Raw genomic sequence first — 18,774 nt, 5'->3', positions numbered from 1 at the left:
ATATTGAACGCTATAACCGCACGGTTAGGTATGATTGGTTAAGTCAATATTTATTTGAAAGTATTGCTGAGGTACAACTACATGCGACACAATGGCTATGGACGTACAATAATGAACGCCCTAATACTGCTATCGGAGGGATTACTCCAAGGCAAAAATTGGCACTAGTTGCTTAAGCCTCTACTTTTAGCTTCAGTTAAAAATGGGGGGATTACCATATCGATTGTAATCCTTATAGAAAATTTCCATTTATTTTTATATTCGAACCACAAACTTAAACATAACAAGGAGGCAGATCTTGCTCTTTGCCTATATTATAGAAAATGCAAGCAATGATATGGACTCATACAGATTATAGCTTAGAAAACAATCTTACAATTCTTCATAGAAATTATGATACTACACATTGAGAGTCTATTAACTTATAAATTAGTAGACACTCGAAAACCCATAGAAAAGGCATCTATTAAATCGGCAGACTGGAGATAATAGAACTGAATTCTGTAAATCGATTTAATAGACACTAATGCATGATGTAGCTAACGCCATGATCATAAGCCAATCGTAAAAGCTTTAAATTAGCCCCTTTAGGATGCACCTCCCCTCTTTCCCATTTTTGATAGGTCGACGTGGTAACATTTAATATTCTTGCCATCACAGATTGGCTTATTTTTTCTTTTGAACGCATAGCCTTAATTTCATCCGGCAGAAGTTCTTCAACCTCACTCAAACCCAAGGTCTCTATTTCTTTAATAGTAACTTGACTCAAACCCAGATCATGAGCTGTTTCTAACATCGCACTAATAATATCGCTTTTACTCATCACTCACCTCTATCAAGGCACCATTTTTTATTTGCCGCACAATCCATCCGAATAAGCATACAATGATACGGCAACTACTTTAAGCGCCCTCTCCTCATTTAGAGGAATATTACTTTTAGCGCTTTTCTCAAACCCATAAATAAAAAAACAATCCTTTCCACTTTTAAATGCTACGATTGTTCTAACACTACTGCTTTTCCCCCTGCCTTTATTTGCAACTCGTTTTTTTATAACGCCACTACCATAATTGACTTCGTAGTTATCAGCAGCTATTTCTTTTGCCGCTTCCAGCAGAGACTTATCACTAACATCATTTTTATTAGCCCATTTGGCAAACAGCTTTGTTTTTATTGTTTTCATGAATGGCCTATATATAGTAAAAATTACTATAGAAAATTTTGCTATATATGACAAATGTATATGTGATGTCCTGAATAATTTTCATTATTGGCATGCCTGTTTTCGTATTGGCAATATTGTTCCAAAAAACGCAGCGGCTCCCGCTTAAGAATTTTTTAAAAACAAGCATTGGCTCAGTTCTTAATGAGCAACAACAAAAGCTGAAATTAGATTCAGCCAACTAAAACGATGGGTTATTTTGCCTTCCTTTTGCTCATGTGTATCACGTGGCAACGCGTTAAATTCCTCAAATAAATGTTTATGATCTCCTTCCTTCGTGACTAAAATAAACCAATGGTCATCAACGCGCAGACGTTTTATAAATATTCTCGACGCAGGCACTTAGATGAAACGTACATCAAGATAAAAGGCGAATGGAAATACCTGTATCGTGCCGTTGATGAACGAGGCAATACTATTGATTTCTATCTCTCTCACCGGCGCAATGCCATTGCTGCGAAGCGATTTTTAAAGAAAATGATGAAGAGCAATCCAGCGTGTGATATTGGTGTGATTAATACGGATAAAAATCCAGCTTATGGTCAAGCTATTAAAATGTTTAAAAAGGGACAGTTCAATATTTGGATGTATGGAGCCCGTTTTTTCAACTACCTATGCATCAATCGCTGCACCACTTCCTGATCAGAAAATGCATGCTTCACCCTACCAATCTGTTGATAAGCTTCATGCCCTTTCCCAGCAATTAGAATAATGTCATCTATATTGGCATTCTCAAGAGCATAAGCAATAGCTTCCTCACGATTAACAAATTGCATCACATGAGCAGCAGGGGTAATTCCATGGATAATCTCCTCAATAATAGTTTGCGGATCTTCAGTGCGTGGATTATCGCTGGTAATAATAATTTTGTCGGCATTAAGGCTGGCAATTTTTCCCATCATCGGTCGCTTGCTTTTATCTCTATCGCCACCACAACCAAATACGACCCATAAGCGCCCTTTTTTAATTTGCCCTAAAGTAACTAAGGCATTTTCCAAGGCATCGGGTGTATGTGCGTAGTCAACCAGTACATAAGGTGCGCTTGCTACGATTTCTAAACGACCTGGAGCTGCTTTTAATTGGGACATCACCGCAACTACTTTTTCAGGCGCATAACCACTAGCCAATAAACTACTAAATACTGCCAAGCTATTATAGATATTAAACGCACCTAAGGCCTTAATCCGTAAATGATGTTGCCCCCAAGGCGAGTGAACGTCAATTTCAGTACCATTAATGTCCATACGCCAATTCACTGCTTTAACATCACAGTCTTCACGCAAACCATAAGTCAATTTTTTTACATGCGGTTTTAAGGCAGCAGCCATAACTTGTTGATATTCGTCATCTTGGTTAATAATTGCCCATTGCAAGGATTCACCACTAAATAAAATTGCCTTTGCAGCAGCATAATTTTCCATATTGTGGTGATAATCCAGATGATCTAAGGTTAAGTTAGTAAAAATTGCCTGTTTAAATGTTAGCGCATCAACACGATGCTGAGCCAAGGCATGTGAAGAGACTTCCATGCATACTTGTTTAAGACCTTGCTCCTTATATTGGTGCAATAATTTCTGTAAACGCAATGAATCTGGTGTGGTGTTATCCAGAGGTTGTAGCTCATTCACATTACCTTGGCCAATAGTACCTATATAAGCCGCTCCTTGACCGAGTAAATGATGAGCTTGAGCTAATTGATAAGCAATCGTTGTTTTACCATTTGTCCCCGTAATCCCCGTAATCGTCAGAGAATTTTCAGGATCGTCATAAAATGCTTTGGCAATATAGGCTAATTTTGTAGCTAAGTCAGGAACTGCAATGCAGGGAATAGAAGTAGGTAATACGCCATCAATTGGGAAATTAGCCGGCTCATAAACTACAGCCACAGCCCCAGCAGAAACGGCTTTAGCTATAAATAAGCGACCATCCGCTGCGGATCCTGGGTAGGCAACAAATAAATCGCCAGGTTGAATTAAACGACTGTCATTTTGCATGCCTGTAATCGTACAATCAACCACTTCTTGGTTTAGCCAAGATTTTAATAGTTGCGTTAGTTTCATTGCATTATTTCCAATAGTGAACGATTTTTCCTTAACTTAACATCAGCTTCGGATAAAAAATAGAGTCAAACCTTAGCTCACCTCGCTCCATTCCGACTGAGCAGCTTCGACTCTATCACAATATCTTACTCATAACTGACATTAACTGATTGCTTCATCAGTAGGTATATTAAACAATCGCAATGCCCCAGTCATGACTTTAGAGAACAAAGGAGCCGCAACTGCAGCCGCATAATACCCCTTACGTGAGGGCTGATGAATAATAACAACGACGACAAATTTAGGTTTTGACACGGGTGCAATACCAATAAAGCTTGCAGTATATTTTCGATCTTTATAACCATCTTTCCCTGCTACACGTGCCGTCCCTGTTTTACCCGCTACTCGATATCCAGGAACTCGTGCGGCTTTACCAGTACCATCTTTACCCAATACTGCCTCCATCATCGAGAGGACTTGTTGTGCAGTCTCAGGTTTTATCACTTGAATACCGGCCGTAGGTGGATCATTGTAGAGCAAGGTCACAGGAATTAACTTACCTTGATTGGCAAAAATCATATGTGCTTTGGCTAATTGTAGGGCAGTAACCGATAAGCCATAACCAAAGCTAATCGTTGCTAAAACAAATGGATTGGCATCTTTCACTTTAACTATATTGCCTTCGCTCTCTCCAGGATATGCACTTTCTGTGCGTTGGCCAAAGCCACTACGCTGCAATAAGCCGATTAATTGCTCGGGTGGACTTGCTAAAACCATTTTAGTCACCCCGACGTTACTTGAATGCTGTAATACACCAGTCACATCCAAAACGCCATAATTATGTATATCCCGTACCGTACGGCCATGCACAGTCATCCAACTAGGATTAGTATCAATAATTGTTGAGGGGGTAAATAGACCGGTTTCTAATGCACTGGCGATACTAAACGTTTTAATCACCGAACCAGGTTCAAAGGTATCAGTAACCGCTCTGTTTCTATAAGTGTCTTTATCATAACGGCCGCGCGAATTAGGATTATATGAAGGCACATTGGCCATCGCTAAAATTTCACCATTTTCAGTATCCACAACAACTACCGAACCAGATTTTGCCGCAAATTCCTCAACGGTTTTGCTCAATTCACTATAGGCTAAATACTGTAAACGTCTGTCGATGCTTAAGACCAAATCACGACCAGGGCGCGGCTCTTTAGTCACATTTAATTCTTCAATGATTCTGCCCAAACGATCTTTGATTACTCTTTTTTTACCAACAATACCACGAAGCCAATCTTGGTAAGCAAGCTCAATCCCTTCTAGACCTTGATCATCCACGTTAGTAAATCCCAATAGCTGTGAAATGCTGTCGGAATCAGGATAATAACGTTTAAATTCTTTTTGAAAATTAACCCCAGGAATTTTAAGCGCCTCGATCTCTTTAGATAAGGCTGGTGGCAATTGTCGTTGTAAATACAAAAACTCACGGTTTTCTTTTTCGGCATTGACTATTTTTCTACTTAACTGCTTAGGTGTTAGATGCAAATATGCAGCCAAAGACATGAATTGTTCTTTATCAGAAGAAAATTCTTTAGGATTAACCCAGACCGATTCTACAGGCGTGCTAATTGCCAAAGGAGCACCATGTCGGTCTGTAATCATACCTCGGTATGCAGGGATATCTACCGTGCGTAAGCTGCGCGCATTGCCTTGCCCTTGCAGAAATTGTCGATGCAATACGGTTAAATCAACCATGCGCCAAATTAAAATAAGCAACAGTAATGAAAAGAAAACAGATACGGTGACCAGTCTGGTTAAATGGCGTGTTTTTTTCATAGGTTACAACCCAAACTGTAATGATAAATTAATTTTGACCTGATGATTCTCATGTAATGTCCTTATTCAGAACGGGGGTATAAGGGACATCTATGCACCCCTTGTAGGTTTGCCCCAACAACGGCGCTCATCAGTAACCCCAGACCTGAAATAAGCAGAGCATGTTGGGTTAAACAACCCAACCTATGATTTAGATGACACCATAATTCATCGCGCGATAGTACTCATTTACAACAAAAACGTCTACTGCTGCCCTTGCAACCAAAATGTATTTGTAGAAGTTGGTAATACCATGCTTAGCTTTTCTTGAGCTAACTCTTCAACACGAGCCGGTGTAGCCAAACTTGCTTGCTCAAGTAACAATTGCCCCCATTGTAATTGCAAATAATGAGTTTGTTGTTCTTGTTGTTCAACTTGACTAAATGTAGAACGATAAGAATTCGTGCTGTAAACTACGGCCAAAGCACTTACTAATACAGCAACCAATAATATAATTAACATGTATAATGACTTTGACATCTGCATATCTGCCAGTTGACCATTAAACAACGTACCTTGATTAATCACTTTTGCTGCAGCATTCATGCTAGTTTCTCCCCGATCCTTAGTACGGCGCTTCGAGCTCTGACATTATTTTTTACTTCTTTTTCCTGCGGCATTATTGCTTTACCTATTCTCTTAAAATTTGACTTTAACTCTTCATAACGGACTGGAATTTCTAATGGTAATTTTTCTCCCTGCTCCTTATCTCGCATAAACTGTTTTACAATACGGTCTTCAAGAGAATGAAAGCTAATCACTGCTAATCGTCCTCCTGGAGCCAACACATTAAGACATTGCTCTAAACAACTACTTAAATCACTTAGCTCTTGATTCACATGAATACGAATCGCTTGAAACACCCGGGTTGCGGGATGCTTGTGTTTCTCCCATTTCGGATTCGCCTCTTTGACAATTTCCGCCAGTTGCAGGGTCGTCGTAATTGGCGCCACATTTCGAGCAGTAACGATTGCTCTGGCAATACGTCCAGCAAAACGCTCTTCACCATAGAGTCTGAAAATTGCTGCCATTGCATCGGCTTCAGCAGTATTTACAAATTCAGCAGCGCTCATAGGCTGTGATAAATCCATGCGCATATCTAAAGGCCCTTGCTGCATGAAACTAAATCCGCGCTCCGGATTGTCTAATTGTGGCGAAGACACACCTAAGTCCAGCAATATGCCATCGACTTTGCCAAGAACACCGGCTTCAGTGGCAAACTCTTCAATTTTGGCAAAAAGAACCTTGGAAAATGTGAAAGCGCTTATCTTCTGCAAAACGCTCTTTTGCATGTGTTATTGCATCTAAATCCTTATCTATTGCATAGAGACGACCCTGTGCATCAAGATGATTTAAAATTTCTTGGCTATGGCCGCCACGGCCAAAAGTTCCATCAAAGTAGATACCGCCATTTTTAATGGCCAGACCTTTTATCGATTCATGTAGTAGTACTGATTGGTGCATTGCCATTTTTGTTTCCATTACAAAGAAAACGTTTTCATTTCATCAGGTAATCCTAAATCGCCTGAGTTCTCTTCAGCGAGCCACTCATCACGTCGGGATTCCCAAAGATCCTTACTCCAAACCTCAAATTTATTACCCTGACCAATCATCACTACATCTTTTTCCAATTTTGCATAATTTCTTAAAACTGTGGGTAGCAATACTCGACCATTTGCATCAACTTCAACATCGGTAGCATGGCCGATTAATAGACGCTGTATTCTTCGTGCAGCAGCATTAAAACTAGGTAATTTTTGCAAATTATCCTCAATTATCTGCCATTGCGCTGCGGTGTAGAGCAACAAACAGGTTTCTTCCGTATCAATCGTCACCACCAAAGGATTTTTTTCCTCAACACCTAACGCAGAACGATAGCGCGTAGGAATGGCTAAGCGTCCTTTTGTATCTATGGTGATGGCATTTATTCCCCGGAACATGGTTGTCTCTTTAGCGAAGGTTTTTATTCCTCCACAATTATCCACTTTTTTATTATTTTACCCCACTTTTATACACTATAGAAACACATTTCTACACCCGTCAAGGGAAAATCCCACTTTTTTATTATTTTACTTGTAATTTTTTTGAACTTCCAAAATTAATGATTAAAAAAAGTTCGGTTAGAGGCTGCTATGAACATCTGCGAGTACTAACTAGGTTTGCTTGTGATCCGACAGCTACAGTAATACATTGAATCATAGATTCGACATTGAGCCTCAGGACGGAAGGATCGTCACCTTTTTAAAACACTCATTTTTAAGGTCTGTTGCCATTTCTACTGTCTTGGCCAAAATGAGTCAATGTTCTGTGCTCCGAGGCACAAAATAAACTCATTTCGGCTCAATCTAGAGAAATGGCAACAGCCGCTAGTAGTCCAGATCCCGCGGCTTATCTGCAAGATAGGAGGTAAAAAAATTAAGGCTTACCTATACCATAAATTTGTGAATTATCCGTTGATTGAGCCGATGACGTCCCTTGTTTAGGAAAAAAGTTTTGACCACGACTGCTTGCGCTTGCTTCTGGGGCAGAGGTAAGTGGCATGCTCGTGATTTTTCGCGGCGCAAGAGCTTCAACTAGGCTTGTTCTTTGTTCTACTAAGCTACGGCACAGATCTTTATCAAAACCATTATTCGTTAGATCAATCTCAATTGTTGAAGGGATTGCCTTTACGATTTTCTTTAACTCATCCTTAGTAAATTCATTAAGGCCACTAAATGATAGATCGAGGAAGGTTACTGTTGCGGGTATTCCACTTAGAGCGTAGGCTAAGTCATCTGCTGTAAGTTTATTAAATTCACACAGTGATAGACACAAATGTGTTACCGACGGAGGAATAACCCCGAAGAGTTCTTTTAAACGCTTAGCCCCTAAATTAACAAGATCGTTTTCCCCCAGATCAAGTTCTTTCAGACAGCGAGCGTGCTCCAGCAAAGATTTGCACCCATCGAAACCAAATATCTTTGCCGCATGTAGAGACCTTAACTTTAGTTTTTCAACCTCGAAATGGGAAATGCACATTAAACCAAAGGATAATTTAATATAACCAAGACGTTGAAGCTCTTTAATAGACTTGCGACTATTAAATTCAAGCTCTTTACTGTCCTTGTTGTACAAAAAAAATGAATTGATTAGGGGGATTGCTAAGCAAAAAGCAACTGATTGTTGTAGCATTAAGGTAGGCGCATGGTGCCCCATGCGTTTATTTACCTCATCAGGAGTATATTCCACCTTATGTTCACCAATAATGGGGGTAAATACACTCTTATAAAGTGACGTCGACTTATATCCACCAAGAAATTTAAATTCATCGCGAGGATTAAAGCCAGTACGTTCAGAAACATAAATGCATTTATTAAAATTGCGATCACGAGCAAGCCACATAAGCGCTGTCCAAATATAGCGTGCATTTTCCGTGGTCACTCCGTTTAGATTTATTTTTGAATCTTTGGGAACCTTATCAAGGGAGTCACCAGGCTTGATTTTATGTGTTTTATAAAAGCCATCCAGCATTATAGCAGCTACAGCCACTGCTGCATAAACACGAATATTATCATCATTAGGGAGGTTCTCAAGAGAAAAGCGCATTATAATTTCCTTTATTAATAGGTATAAGAGACTTGATTTATCTTGTATTGCTTTCCAGTACAGCGTGTAAAATTAAAAACAATCAATGATCATTAATCAATCAATAGCACTATATTATGGGCTCTTGCTCACCAAAATAAAAGCACTATTTATTATTTTATACCTATAAAAAATATAAGAAATTGATATTTTTGAAAAAAATAGCATAAGCGTGCAACCCTACTGGTGGTAAGGTCGCGAGGTTCCTAGCTATTCATCAACGCCGCTAAACGTATTCCCTGCAACACCAAATCAGGAACCAGATGATCATATAAATCATGCTTATCGAATAAAGAAGCAAAACCACCTGTTGCCAAAACTAATGCCCGATTCGCATTAGCACCAAATGCTTCCTGATTCATGCGCAAAATTAATTCACGGCAGGCACCCAACACGCCATAATAAACACCAGATTGAATGCTCTCTATTGTAGAGCGCCCCAGCGCATTTTCAATTTTAATGATTTCTACAGCAGGCAATTTAGCCGTATTTTTTGACAGAGCATCCACAGATAATCGTACTCCTGGCAAAATAGCCCCCCCCAGATAGGCTTTTTGTGCATTAATTACGCAAAAAGTAGTTGCCGTGCCAAAATCAATAACAATAATATTTTGGTTTGGGTGGCTTTGTGTTGCCGCAATTGCATTCGCAATTCGATCAGCCCCTACTTCTACAGGATTACGGTATTTAATATTTAACCCGGTTTTAACACCAGCTTGTAATAAAAAGGGATCTATAGAAAAATATTTAACGCAAGCTGCTCGCAATGAGTAGTCCAATTGAGGGACAACTGAACAAATACCAATCTTGGTGATGGCGTCTGGCGAACAGCCATTTTCACGTAAAACACTTTTTAGAAAAATACCTAACTCATCGGAGGTACTCACCTGAGAAGTATGGCGAAAACGAAGTTTGATTTCATCACCATCAAAAACACCACCATATATATGGGAATTACCCACATCAATGCAAAGAATCATAATGTAATTGTACCCGATAAAAAAAACACGATAGTAAATTGTGATTCTATTATTATCAAGTACTCTACCTGAACAAAAAAACAATAGGTTAGGTGGAATATCAAAGTCTTGCTAAATGTCCTGTTACACAAAAAAAGCCCTACACAAGGTAGGGCATGAGTGGAGATGCTGCATTTTAATTTATATTTAGTATGATTTAACAATTACCGTAGTACCCACATCAGCAAATTCTTGGTTCAACCATTTTGCGGCACTAGGCAGTACACGGATACATCCATGGCTTGCATTATAGTTAGGTACTTCATAGGCAGCATGAATTGAATAGCCACCATGGAAATGCATACAATAAGGCATTCTTGCGCCACCATGTGTTTCGATTGGGTAAAGACTAGAGGTACAGTCTTCGCCTTTTTTAGAATAGATTTTATAAGTTCCGGTAACGGTGTGACATGGCTTTCCTACATCGTCACAAAAATCCTTTCCGCCCGAAGCACTACCCGTATTGACACGATTGCCTTCTTTATCATAAGCAGCCCAAGCAGTAGCTTTAGGGTCAAATATAAATACTTTATTTCCTGTTGCCACTCGTTTCTCAGGGAAATGACTAGCACCTTTATGATCATTTTGCATGCTCTTTGTGTAATGAGTATAACCCGCATCATCAACTACCGGCACCCCTCCATCCATAGAAGAACATGATACGGCTAAAGCAGAAATTGGAACTAAAAGTAGATATTTTTTCATTTTTTTCTCCCTCTTTTTTCTTATGTATCGGGAGATCCAGGAATAGGTTTAGCTTTTTTTATAAAAATTTTCTACTTTGTGCTCTTTTTGTGTCTAGTCCGTTCATTTTGTTGGTTTTTCTTGGGTGGCGTGTGGCAACATAAACTTGATAGCCAATATCAGCTGTTTATCCGTGCATTCAAAGCATCCACCACGTGGAGGCATTGCATTTAAGCCTTCATCAGTATGCTTAAACAGAACATCCATTCCTTGCTTTAAACGAATTTTCCAATCCTCCTCATCACCTATTCTTGGGGCTCCAACCGGAATTAATGGTTTGGTTGCATGACAATTGACACAAAAATGAGCGTAAACTTGTTCACCTTCATTTTTAGTGCCACTAATAGACTGTAAAAACTCCTGAGGATGGTGGCTGTCTGCATGAGCATTAAAAGTAATGAGCGATATAAATACAGCATAAAAAATAACCAAACGACTAACCATTTTATAAACTCCTTAAACTAGCACACTATTTGCGATATAATTCGCCAAACTTTAAAAGGGACATTGCTGTGAAAAAAAACATACTAAGTGTTTTACTATTTTTTGCAAGTACAGGTTTATCTGCAGAGCCAACCCAGTCACCGGAAATATTAACCCATAAAATTGAGCACTATGTACTTAATGAATTAGCGTCATACCACGAAGGGAAAGTTCACGTTTCAGCAGATAAAATTGATTCTCGTCTAACGCTAAAAGCATGTGCTGAGGATAAATTAGTCGTTTTCAACCCCTATCAATCCCCTATACTAGAAACCAACACAATGGGAATTAAATGCCAGGAACAGGACAATCACTGGTCTTTATATGTTCCTATTCGCGTTACGATTTTAAAAACAGTATATATAGCACGCCGCGCGTTGATGAAAGGTGAGCACATTAGCGGCCATGATATGTATCAAGCTGAAATAGATGTACATAAATTAAAGAACGGCTATTTTGAGGATATTGATGAGCTGGTGGGACGGGTTTGCAAACAAAATATTGCCATTAATAGCCCGTTCAATCCCCATAATATTGAATTACCCAAAGTAGTACGAAAAGGGGAAAAGGTTGCGATTGTTACGAACAATAATAATTTAACTGTAAGTATGGATGGTATTGCGATTAATGACGGCGCAATGGGCGAAACCATTAAAGTCAAAAACCTCGTGTCTAAAAGAATCATTGAAGCTCAGGTTGCAGGAAAAAAACGGGTAACAGTTGTTTTTTAATAAGAATTTAAAAAAATAAAAATTTTTCTAAAGGTTTTAAAAAAAATGCCGATAAAGATTTTGCTGATGCATTTTTATAGGTCTATAGGTCATCAGTATAAACATACATATAAACGTGATTGAGGACAAATTTATGTTTAATCAAATTAGTGATTCCGCTCATCTAAAACCTATAGAGTCAGATACTCGCCTAAAAAGTAAACAGCTTGAAATTAATAAAATTTTAACTGATGGCGCTTCATCTTTTGATGATAGTGTAAGCATCAGTAACACCTCCAAACAATTAGAAGCGATAAAAAAATCGCTGCAAGAGGTACCTGAAATTAATGAAGCCCGTGTTTTATATTTCAAAGCTGAAATTGAATTAGGTAATTACAAAATTGATAGTGACAAAATTGCTACGAAGATGTTAAATGATGTAGAAATGGCTTAATTTTTAAGGCAATTAAATGAATGACAATAAAGTAAATGCGTTATGCAGCCACTTGGAACAAGAAATTAACTGGGTAGCGTCGCTTAATGCTTTATTAGCAGAAGAAAAAGGATTGTTAGAGACACGACAATTTAAGCAATTGGAAGATTGTGCGAGTAGAAAACAAGACTTATCCTCTAAATTAGAGGAAAGTGCAAAACAACGTTTGGAGCTAATTAATAAGGCCGATCAAACTGTCGCGGACTCTTTAAAAGAATTTCTTAAAGGATGCACTGAAACAGAAGCAAGCCAAATAAATACATTGAATAGTAAACTCGCTGAAGTCTTAACGCTTTGCCGTAAATTAAACACCGTAAACGGACAAGTAATTGCAAATAATTTGTACGTCCGTCAAGAAATTGTCAATACTTTATCTGGAAACAAAGCCAGTGCCGCAAGTGTTTACAATTCTCATGGTAACTTAACCTCTTCTAATGAAAATAGACATCACGAAAAAGCTTAAAGTTTTTCCCCCTAGAATCCAGAGCGCGGGAGCAGCAAAACCCGGGCTCTGATGACTTACAATTTAGCGCATACGCAAAGCCCCGTCCAGCCGAATAACTTCCCCATTAATCATGCCATTTTCAACGATATGGCCAACTAAAGCAGCAAACTCTTCTGGTTTACCAAAACGCTTAGGAAAGGTCATGGTTGCAATCAAGTTGTCCTGAACTTCTTGCGGCATATTTAATAACATAGGTGTTGCAATTAATCCTGGAGCAATCGCATTTACGCGAATCGCCAATTGCGCCAATTCGCGTGCTGCGGGCAATGTCATGGCAACAATACCACCTTTAGAGGCACTATATGCAGCTTGACCTATTTGCCCCTCAAATGCAGCGATTGATGCTGTATTAATAATAACCCCTCGTTCTTGAGATTTATTTTCCAGCTCCAATGTGGACATTGCATGCGCAGCTACTCGCATTACATTAAATGTACCAATAAGATTAACATCAATCACTTGCTTAAAAGCCGCCAGGGGCATAGCACCTTCTTTACCAACGATGCGTTTGGCTGGGGCAATTCCCGCGCAGTTAACACAAACCCGAGGGATCCCAAGTTCCGCAATGGTTTGTTGCATCGCGTGTTCCACAGATTCATCACTGGTAACATCACAATAAATAAATAAGTCTGCTTTGCTGTGGCTATCAGATTGCTTATCCCAAACAGCAACCCGCATTCCTTGTTGCTGTAAATACTGAGTGCAAGCCTTACCCATACCTGAAGCACCACCGGTAATTAATGCAATTTGATTTGAAAAATTCACTATAACTCTCCGTGATTATAAAAATTCCTTACTTAACTCTTTGAATTCAGGAGTACCTGCCATTCTTAACCATTCAAAAAATACCATTTCAGAGGTAACTAAATGTATCCCTTCTTGTTTCATACGTTTCAATCCATATTTCAAATTTTGCTCACCTCTACTACTCACCGCATCAACAACGACAAAGACATCAAAACCTTGTTCTTTCATTTCCAATGCTGTTTGCAGCACACAGACATGGGCTTCAATGCCAATGAGAACCAGTTGTTGTTTATGAAATTGTTTTAAACGTTGTACGTAATGTGTATCGCTCATACATGAAAAATGTACTTTATCAACACATACGTCTTGATTGAAATAAACGCGTAATGACTCAAGAGTTGGGCCTAGTCCTTTGGGATATTGTTCACTTACTAGAATCGGCACACGCATTTTTTTAGCTAATTTTAGCATCCATTCGCAATGGGCAATAAATGCATTACTGTCTAATACTGCCGGGGTTAATTTTTCTTGCACATCAATTAATAATAGAATTGACTCATCTTTATTAAGTAACATCCGTATTCTCCTTAGCCTCACTGCCACTAAATTAAGCTTTGTAGCCCGGATTACGCTGCGCTATTCCGGGCTACGATTCTACAATCCACACAACGTGAAATATCCCACAACCGCAACTAATTAGACTCCTGCAATATCAATAGTCTTCATCGCGACATCCATTTGCTTATTACCGCGTTGAAGAGATACAGTAACTTTCTCGCCGACTTTAATTTCAGTAAGCAAATTATAAAGCGCATCATAATTATCAACGGAATGGCCATTAAGCGCGACAATAACATCGCCGAGTACAATACGTCCCCAAGCATCACGGTGTGTAGCTTGTAAGTGTAATTGCGCGGCCGGGGTATTAGGTAATACATCGGCAATCAGAATTCCCTTATGTACTCCTAATCGCTGAGCAATATTAGGTGCAACACTTTGAATACCAATACCAGATAATACCACACGACCATGTGTAATAATTTGCGCGACAATACGCTGAATATCATCAGCAGGAACAGCAAATCCAATCCCTGCAGAAGAACCAGAGCGTGAATAAATCATAGTATTTAAACCAATTAATTGCCCAGAACTATTTAATAAAGGGCCACCCGAATTACCTGGATTAATTGGTGTATCCGTTTGAATCATATTACGAATTGTCACCCCGCCAATTCCTGGAACTTGTCTGCCTAATGCAGAAATAACACCTTTTGATAAACTGTGATCCAAACCAAAAGGATTGCCAATCGCAATCGCTTTTTGACCGACGATTAAGTCATTAAGGCGCACTACTTCAAAAGGTTTAAACGCTTTTAAAAAAGATAAGGCATGGGTTGAGCTGATTTGTAAAACAGCAATGTCTTTACGGGGCTCTGCACCGATTACTTTAGCAGGTACTGTCATATTACCTAAAGTAATTGCTAATTTATCAGCACCTTTAATTACGTGGTAATTCGTAACGATATGACCTTTATCATCCCAAATAATTCCAGAACCCGCACCATCAGGAACTTGCGTTTTCTTAAAGGAATGATGATTAGTTACTGTTGCTAATCGATGAACATACACCACCTTAGGTGATGCTTTCTGAAATACCTCTACTGTATTTTGCTCATCAGGAAGAAGTGAGTTTATATTTACACTGTATCCTGAAAAAGACAAAACAGCACATAAAATAAACCATAAGCTACGTTGTTTCATTGTTGTCATACTCCACTTCAATTATTAAATCCTCTGCATCCTCCAAAATGCACCAAGATTGTAATATACATTGGCAAAAATGTCATCAATTGGCTCAAAAGAATAACTTTAACTCATAAGATAAAGCTCAAAACAAAATGGATTAATTTTGAGCTTTAATGAAAATTAAGGAATAACCAAAGGGGATGAGACATGAATGCTATCTTCTACTTCATCCTCTTTAACATGGGAGGCACTCGATCCATGATCTAAATTTGTTTCCTGCAAAGAAGATTCATTAATATCTTGTTCGACACGCTCAACATCCTCTCGAGCTCCACGTTCTACCTTTGTATGGACAAAAGCAATATTAGGCACTCCGTTACCACCGCCAAAAAATTGCATTAAAAACTGAATTGGTGCGATGAGCATATCTTTAAAGGACATTGTACCTGCTTTAATTGTTTCAATAGCAACAAGTTCTGTATCATCAATATGACGCAAATAAACTTTTTCCAATAAAGCAGAATGCTGTTTGTATACCGAATCCAAACTCGCATTACGCGCCCTTTCCTGCGCCAAAAGATAGCGCTCAAAATCAATATGAGAACTCCATAAAGTAGATCTTCGTGTTTGCAGCAATTTAAGCTCACTGTCGTAAAATACCAGTTTAGAATCAATTTCTTCTCTTAGCTTATCACAAACTGCTTTTCGTTCAGGGGAAACTTCGCCACTACTGATTATAGTCCCAGACTCCTTCACTGTAAGCTTGGCATAACGATCAACCAATTCTGTTTTTTTATGTAAAAGCTCTTCTATTTGCATATCCAAATACTTCACTGCATCTTTATTGGCACCTAAAATGTCATAATGCGCTTCAAAACGCTTATTACTTTGCATTTGCACACGTATTTTTTCTAGCTCAGCGGCTTCTTGCGCCATAGCCCTACTTTGCGCCTCATCATTTAATTTTTTATCACGGCTAAGCAATAGTTGTCTTACAAATGCTGCGATAACCATTACCGTCCCAAATACTGCTGTACAAATTAGCGCTACAACAATCGGCTCCATGATCTGCCCCTTAACGATACAAATGAATCAATTGAGTATGTATTTCAACAGCGAAATACTCTCTAAATGCCTGAAATGAATCAATCTCAGGCCATTGCTCTGATTCATTCGTGATACGAGTCATTGCAGTTGAAAAGATCTGATGATAAAAATGTTTTATAAAGGGTTTTATTTCAGTTAAATTAGAAAAATTCTTTACCATAACCGTAGCGTTCTCTTCTAAACGAGCTAATTCCACACGTTCCAATACATCCATTAAATCGTCTTGGCCTTCCACTACGGACTTAAGCCAGTTAAGCAATGCCATTCGCGGTTTGAAAAGTAATAACTGATTCCCTTCTTCGATTGCAGGCTCCATAAGAATAATATGATTATGTAATTCAAATTTAAAACAACAAAGAAAATCAAGAAAATTAGTTTCTATTTCTGAGTGAGCACTATCTCCTAACCAACGACAAATTTCATGCCGAAACATTTTGGAAAAATGTTTTTCTATTTCATCCAAAGTTGCTTCATCTGAATTTTGTTTTGGCAAGACATAAGCTGTGTTGTCAATTTGCAATAAACGCAGATCGGGTAATTTAGTCCCTGGTAATTGTGAAGCCAGGAATGATAAAAATACAGCTGTGGGTTTTAATACTACTATTTCGTATGATTTTTGGCGCATCCCTTTCTCCTTAAATTAACTAACACCTCTTGAATACCGTCCAATAAAACAAAAAAAGTCTCTATCGCACGCGATGATCTCTAATTTTCCTATAAGAATTTCTTTCGCGAGTAATAAGACTTTTTTGCGGGTATTCGAGGCTGTATCTAAATGCCTCTAAATAAAACGATAGACTACAAATGCGCGCTTCGCGAGTAATTTTAAAATTTTTTTCGCATGATGCACAGGTATTAATCATACTAAAATTAGGATACCATTTTGCCTGGTTTAATAAGAAGTTATTGACGTGAATAATTTATTTGAGCAATTTAGTAAGCCTTTACTTAACTGGTTTTCTCTCCACGGTCGCAAAAATTTACCTTGGCAATTACCACGTAGCCCTTATCGAGTCTGGGTTTCTGAAATTATGCTCCAGCAAACGCAGGTACAAACCGTTATTCCTTATTTTGAACGTTTTATGCAACGTTTTCCCAGCATTCAGGATTTAGCTCAAGCCAACGAAGATGAAGTTCTTTCTTTATGGTCGGGATTAGGATATTACAGCCGTGCCCGCAACCTCCATAAAACGGCCCAAATAATTGCCACAGAATATCAAGGGATTTTTCCTGATGAATTGGCATTAGTTCATGAATTACCAGGAATTGGGGCATCAACGGCAGCAGCGATTTTGTCGCAAGCATTTAACCAGCCTACCGCTATTTTAGATGGTAATGTCAAAAGAGTATTAACTCGTTTTTTTATGATTCAAGGCCATCCTGAACAAGCACTAGTGAAAAAAAAACTCTGGGAATTAGCCCAGGCGTGTATGCCACAAGAAGACTGTGCGGATTACACCCAAGCAATTATGGATCTAGGTGCTACTTGCTGTACCACCAAGAATTTTAATTGCCTTAACTGCCCATTGCAGGATAATTGCCTGGCATTGAAACATCAAGAACAGCACCTGTATCCAACGAAAAAGATTAAAAAACCCGTGCCAGTACAACAGCAACAATTATTAGTATTATGCAACAAACAAGGCCATATATATTTAGAAAAAAGACCGCCGACTGGATTGTGGGGCGGATTATGGTGTTTACCCAGCATAGATGAAGGCAATTGCCCACTTGATTTCATCCGCACAGAATATGATTTAGTAGGTGAGAATCCCCAACCACTTATTGCCTTCAAACACCGTTTTAGCCATTTTCTTTTAGAAATTAATGCGCTTAAGATCATAACACTAGCTTTGGGAACAAAACTCGGGGAAGCGAAAGGACAATGGTTTGCTAAGGAGAATTTAGGTTCGCTAGGATTAGCAACACCAACAAGTAAAATTTTATCTTTGTTGTAAAATGTAGCCATTTTTAATTCGAAGGGTCATCAGTACATAAATTGAGGCGTTGACCTGAAGGATCGACCCAACCGATGGCCACCTGTTCAAAAATAATGCCAGTCGCCCTCAGCACAGGGGCCACTGGCATTAAGTTAAGGAAATCTGTCATTCCCGCGCGGCATTGTTGCGTGGACGACAGGCTCTGAGAAATTTGAAGCATAAAATCCTTAACTTAATGGCAGTGAGCACAGGGGCGACAACGTTCCTTAAGTAAGTACCATTAAGCTGCAAAACCAAACTACTTGGTATTCATATTCCCATCTAACATCTGCGCCGCTACTTTCGCATCAGGTTGCCCTGCATTTGCAGCAGCAGTAATCCAAAACCAAGCTTTTTTGCGATCCTCAACCACACCCTTGCCATAATAATACATATAACCTACAGCGTATTGCGCATCGGGTTGCCCTCTTTCAGCCTCAGGCTTCAAACGCACAAAGGCCTTCCGGTAATCCTCAACGCGAAA

General features: G+C 38.9%; 20 protein-coding genes and 3 pseudogenes. 6 read left to right on the top strand and 17 right to left on the bottom strand.

Annotated elements, in window-relative coordinates:
* A partial coding sequence (locus tag LDG_RS03860; RefSeq protein ID WP_040534410.1) for an integrase core domain-containing protein occupies positions 1 to 176 on the top strand: 176 nt, incomplete at its 5' end.
* A gap of 347 nt (positions 177 to 523) precedes the next feature.
* Here LDG_RS03860 and LDG_RS03855 read toward each other — a convergent pair.
* A complete protein-coding gene (locus tag LDG_RS03855) occupies positions 524 to 823 on the bottom strand; it encodes a helix-turn-helix domain-containing protein (RefSeq protein WP_006869844.1) in 300 nt (99 codons plus the stop codon).
* Between the two features lie 27 nt (positions 824 to 850).
* Positions 851 to 1,183 (bottom strand): type II toxin-antitoxin system RelE/ParE family toxin, encoded by a 333-nt coding sequence (locus LDG_RS03850; protein ID WP_006869843.1) that lies wholly within the window; start codon positions 1,181 to 1,183, stop codon positions 851 to 853.
* Positions 1,184 to 1,564: 381 nt separating this feature from the next.
* Between LDG_RS03850 and LDG_RS18840 the strand changes: the two are divergent.
* A pseudogene (locus LDG_RS18840) lies at positions 1,565 to 1,789 on the top strand (DDE-type integrase/transposase/recombinase); the annotation flags it as partial.
* 41 nt (positions 1,790 to 1,830) lie between these two features.
* On the opposite strand, the gene LDG_RS03840 reads toward LDG_RS18840, so the two are convergent.
* The 9 genes and pseudogenes from LDG_RS03840 to LDG_RS03800 form a co-directional block, all read right to left on the bottom strand.
* Positions 1,831 to 3,282: a UDP-N-acetylmuramoyl-L-alanyl-D-glutamate--2,6-diaminopimelate ligase gene (locus LDG_RS03840; protein ID WP_006869839.1), complete on the bottom strand. Its 1,452-nt coding sequence runs from the start codon at positions 3,280 to 3,282 to the stop codon at positions 1,831 to 1,833.
* A 141-nt stretch (positions 3,283 to 3,423) separates the two neighbouring features.
* The gene (locus LDG_RS03835) at positions 3,424 to 5,094 is read right to left on the bottom strand and encodes a peptidoglycan D,D-transpeptidase FtsI family protein (RefSeq protein WP_040534408.1); all 1,671 of its coding nucleotides are present in this window, start codon (positions 5,092 to 5,094) and stop codon (positions 3,424 to 3,426) included.
* Between the two features lie 243 nt (positions 5,095 to 5,337).
* Positions 5,338 to 5,679: a cell division protein FtsL gene (gene ftsL, locus LDG_RS03830; RefSeq protein WP_006869836.1), complete on the bottom strand. Its 342-nt coding sequence runs from the start codon at positions 5,677 to 5,679 to the stop codon at positions 5,338 to 5,340.
* Positions 5,676 to 6,603, bottom strand: a pseudogene (gene rsmH, locus LDG_RS03825) (16S rRNA (cytosine(1402)-N(4))-methyltransferase RsmH). Before rsmH ends, ftsL begins: the two are co-directional and overlap by 4 nt.
* A gap of 11 nt (positions 6,604 to 6,614) precedes the next feature.
* On the bottom strand, positions 6,615 to 7,073 hold the full coding sequence (mraZ, locus tag LDG_RS03820; RefSeq protein WP_006869833.1) for a division/cell wall cluster transcriptional repressor MraZ: 459 nt from the start codon (positions 7,071 to 7,073) through the stop codon (positions 6,615 to 6,617).
* A 475-nt stretch (positions 7,074 to 7,548) separates the two neighbouring features.
* Positions 7,549 to 8,718 carry a leucine-rich repeat domain-containing protein gene (locus LDG_RS03815; protein WP_006869832.1) on the bottom strand — a complete coding sequence of 390 codons (1,170 nt, stop codon included), beginning with the start codon at positions 8,716 to 8,718 and terminating at the stop codon, positions 7,549 to 7,551.
* Between the two features lie 245 nt (positions 8,719 to 8,963).
* Positions 8,964 to 9,737: a type III pantothenate kinase gene (locus LDG_RS03810; protein ID WP_006869831.1), complete on the bottom strand. Its 774-nt coding sequence runs from the start codon at positions 9,735 to 9,737 to the stop codon at positions 8,964 to 8,966.
* Positions 9,738 to 9,923: 186 nt separating this feature from the next.
* Positions 9,924 to 10,481, bottom strand: a complete 558-nt coding sequence (locus tag LDG_RS03805; RefSeq protein ID WP_006869830.1) for a L,D-transpeptidase — start codon at positions 10,479 to 10,481, stop codon at positions 9,924 to 9,926.
* Positions 10,482 to 10,583: 102 nt separating this feature from the next.
* Positions 10,584 to 10,964, bottom strand: a complete 381-nt coding sequence (locus LDG_RS03800) for a c-type cytochrome (protein WP_006869829.1) — start codon at positions 10,962 to 10,964, stop codon at positions 10,584 to 10,586.
* 68 nt (positions 10,965 to 11,032) lie between these two features.
* Here LDG_RS03800 and flgA point away from each other — a divergent pair, with 68 nt between their 5' ends.
* The 3 genes from flgA (at position 11,033) to LDG_RS03785 (ending at position 12,669) form a co-directional block, all read left to right on the top strand.
* Positions 11,033 to 11,734, top strand: a complete 702-nt coding sequence (flgA, locus tag LDG_RS03795) for a flagellar basal body P-ring formation chaperone FlgA (RefSeq protein WP_006869828.1) — start codon at positions 11,033 to 11,035, stop codon at positions 11,732 to 11,734.
* Between the two features lie 133 nt (positions 11,735 to 11,867).
* Entirely contained in the window at positions 11,868 to 12,167 is a 300-nt protein-coding gene (gene flgM / locus LDG_RS03790; RefSeq protein ID WP_006869827.1) for a flagellar biosynthesis anti-sigma factor FlgM, read from the top strand.
* A gap of 16 nt (positions 12,168 to 12,183) precedes the next feature.
* The gene (locus LDG_RS03785) at positions 12,184 to 12,669 is read left to right on the top strand and encodes a flagella synthesis protein FlgN (protein WP_006869826.1); all 486 of its coding nucleotides are present in this window, start codon (positions 12,184 to 12,186) and stop codon (positions 12,667 to 12,669) included.
* A 63-nt stretch (positions 12,670 to 12,732) separates the two neighbouring features.
* Here the strand turns inward: LDG_RS03785 and LDG_RS03780 are convergent, their stop codons facing one another.
* The 5 genes from LDG_RS03780 to LDG_RS03760 form a co-directional block, all read right to left on the bottom strand.
* Positions 12,733 to 13,476 carry an SDR family NAD(P)-dependent oxidoreductase gene (locus LDG_RS03780; protein WP_006869825.1) on the bottom strand — a complete coding sequence of 248 codons (744 nt, stop codon included), beginning with the start codon at positions 13,474 to 13,476 and terminating at the stop codon, positions 12,733 to 12,735.
* A 15-nt stretch (positions 13,477 to 13,491) separates the two neighbouring features.
* Complete coding sequence (locus LDG_RS03775) at positions 13,492 to 14,034, bottom strand: isochorismatase family protein (RefSeq protein WP_006869824.1); 543 nt, start codon at positions 14,032 to 14,034, stop codon at positions 13,492 to 13,494.
* A gap of 120 nt (positions 14,035 to 14,154) precedes the next feature.
* Positions 14,155 to 15,219 (bottom strand): S1C family serine protease, encoded by a 1,065-nt coding sequence (locus tag LDG_RS03770; protein ID WP_006869823.1) that lies wholly within the window; start codon positions 15,217 to 15,219, stop codon positions 14,155 to 14,157.
* 165 nt (positions 15,220 to 15,384) lie between these two features.
* Positions 15,385 to 16,269, bottom strand: coding sequence for a hypothetical protein (locus LDG_RS03765; RefSeq protein WP_006869822.1), 885 nt, complete (start codon positions 16,267 to 16,269; stop codon positions 15,385 to 15,387).
* A 10-nt stretch (positions 16,270 to 16,279) separates the two neighbouring features.
* Positions 16,280 to 16,936 carry a hypothetical protein gene (locus LDG_RS03760; protein WP_006869821.1) on the bottom strand — a complete coding sequence of 219 codons (657 nt, stop codon included), beginning with the start codon at positions 16,934 to 16,936 and terminating at the stop codon, positions 16,280 to 16,282.
* Positions 16,937 to 17,216: 280 nt separating this feature from the next.
* Between LDG_RS03760 and mutY the strand changes: the two genes are divergently transcribed.
* Entirely contained in the window at positions 17,217 to 18,269 is a 1,053-nt protein-coding gene (gene mutY, locus LDG_RS03755) for an A/G-specific adenine glycosylase (RefSeq protein WP_040534403.1), read from the top strand.
* 280 nt (positions 18,270 to 18,549) lie between these two features.
* Here the strand turns inward: mutY and LDG_RS03745 are convergent.
* Positions 18,550 to 18,774, bottom strand: a pseudogene (locus LDG_RS03745) (SEL1-like repeat protein); the annotation flags it as partial.

It is taken from the genome of Legionella drancourtii LLAP12, from assembly GCF_000162755.2.
Classification (GTDB): domain Bacteria; phylum Pseudomonadota; class Gammaproteobacteria; order Legionellales; family Legionellaceae; genus Legionella; species Legionella drancourtii.
The sequence above is the reverse complement of the archived record's forward strand: the minus strand, read 5'-3'. Positions and strand labels throughout refer to the sequence as shown.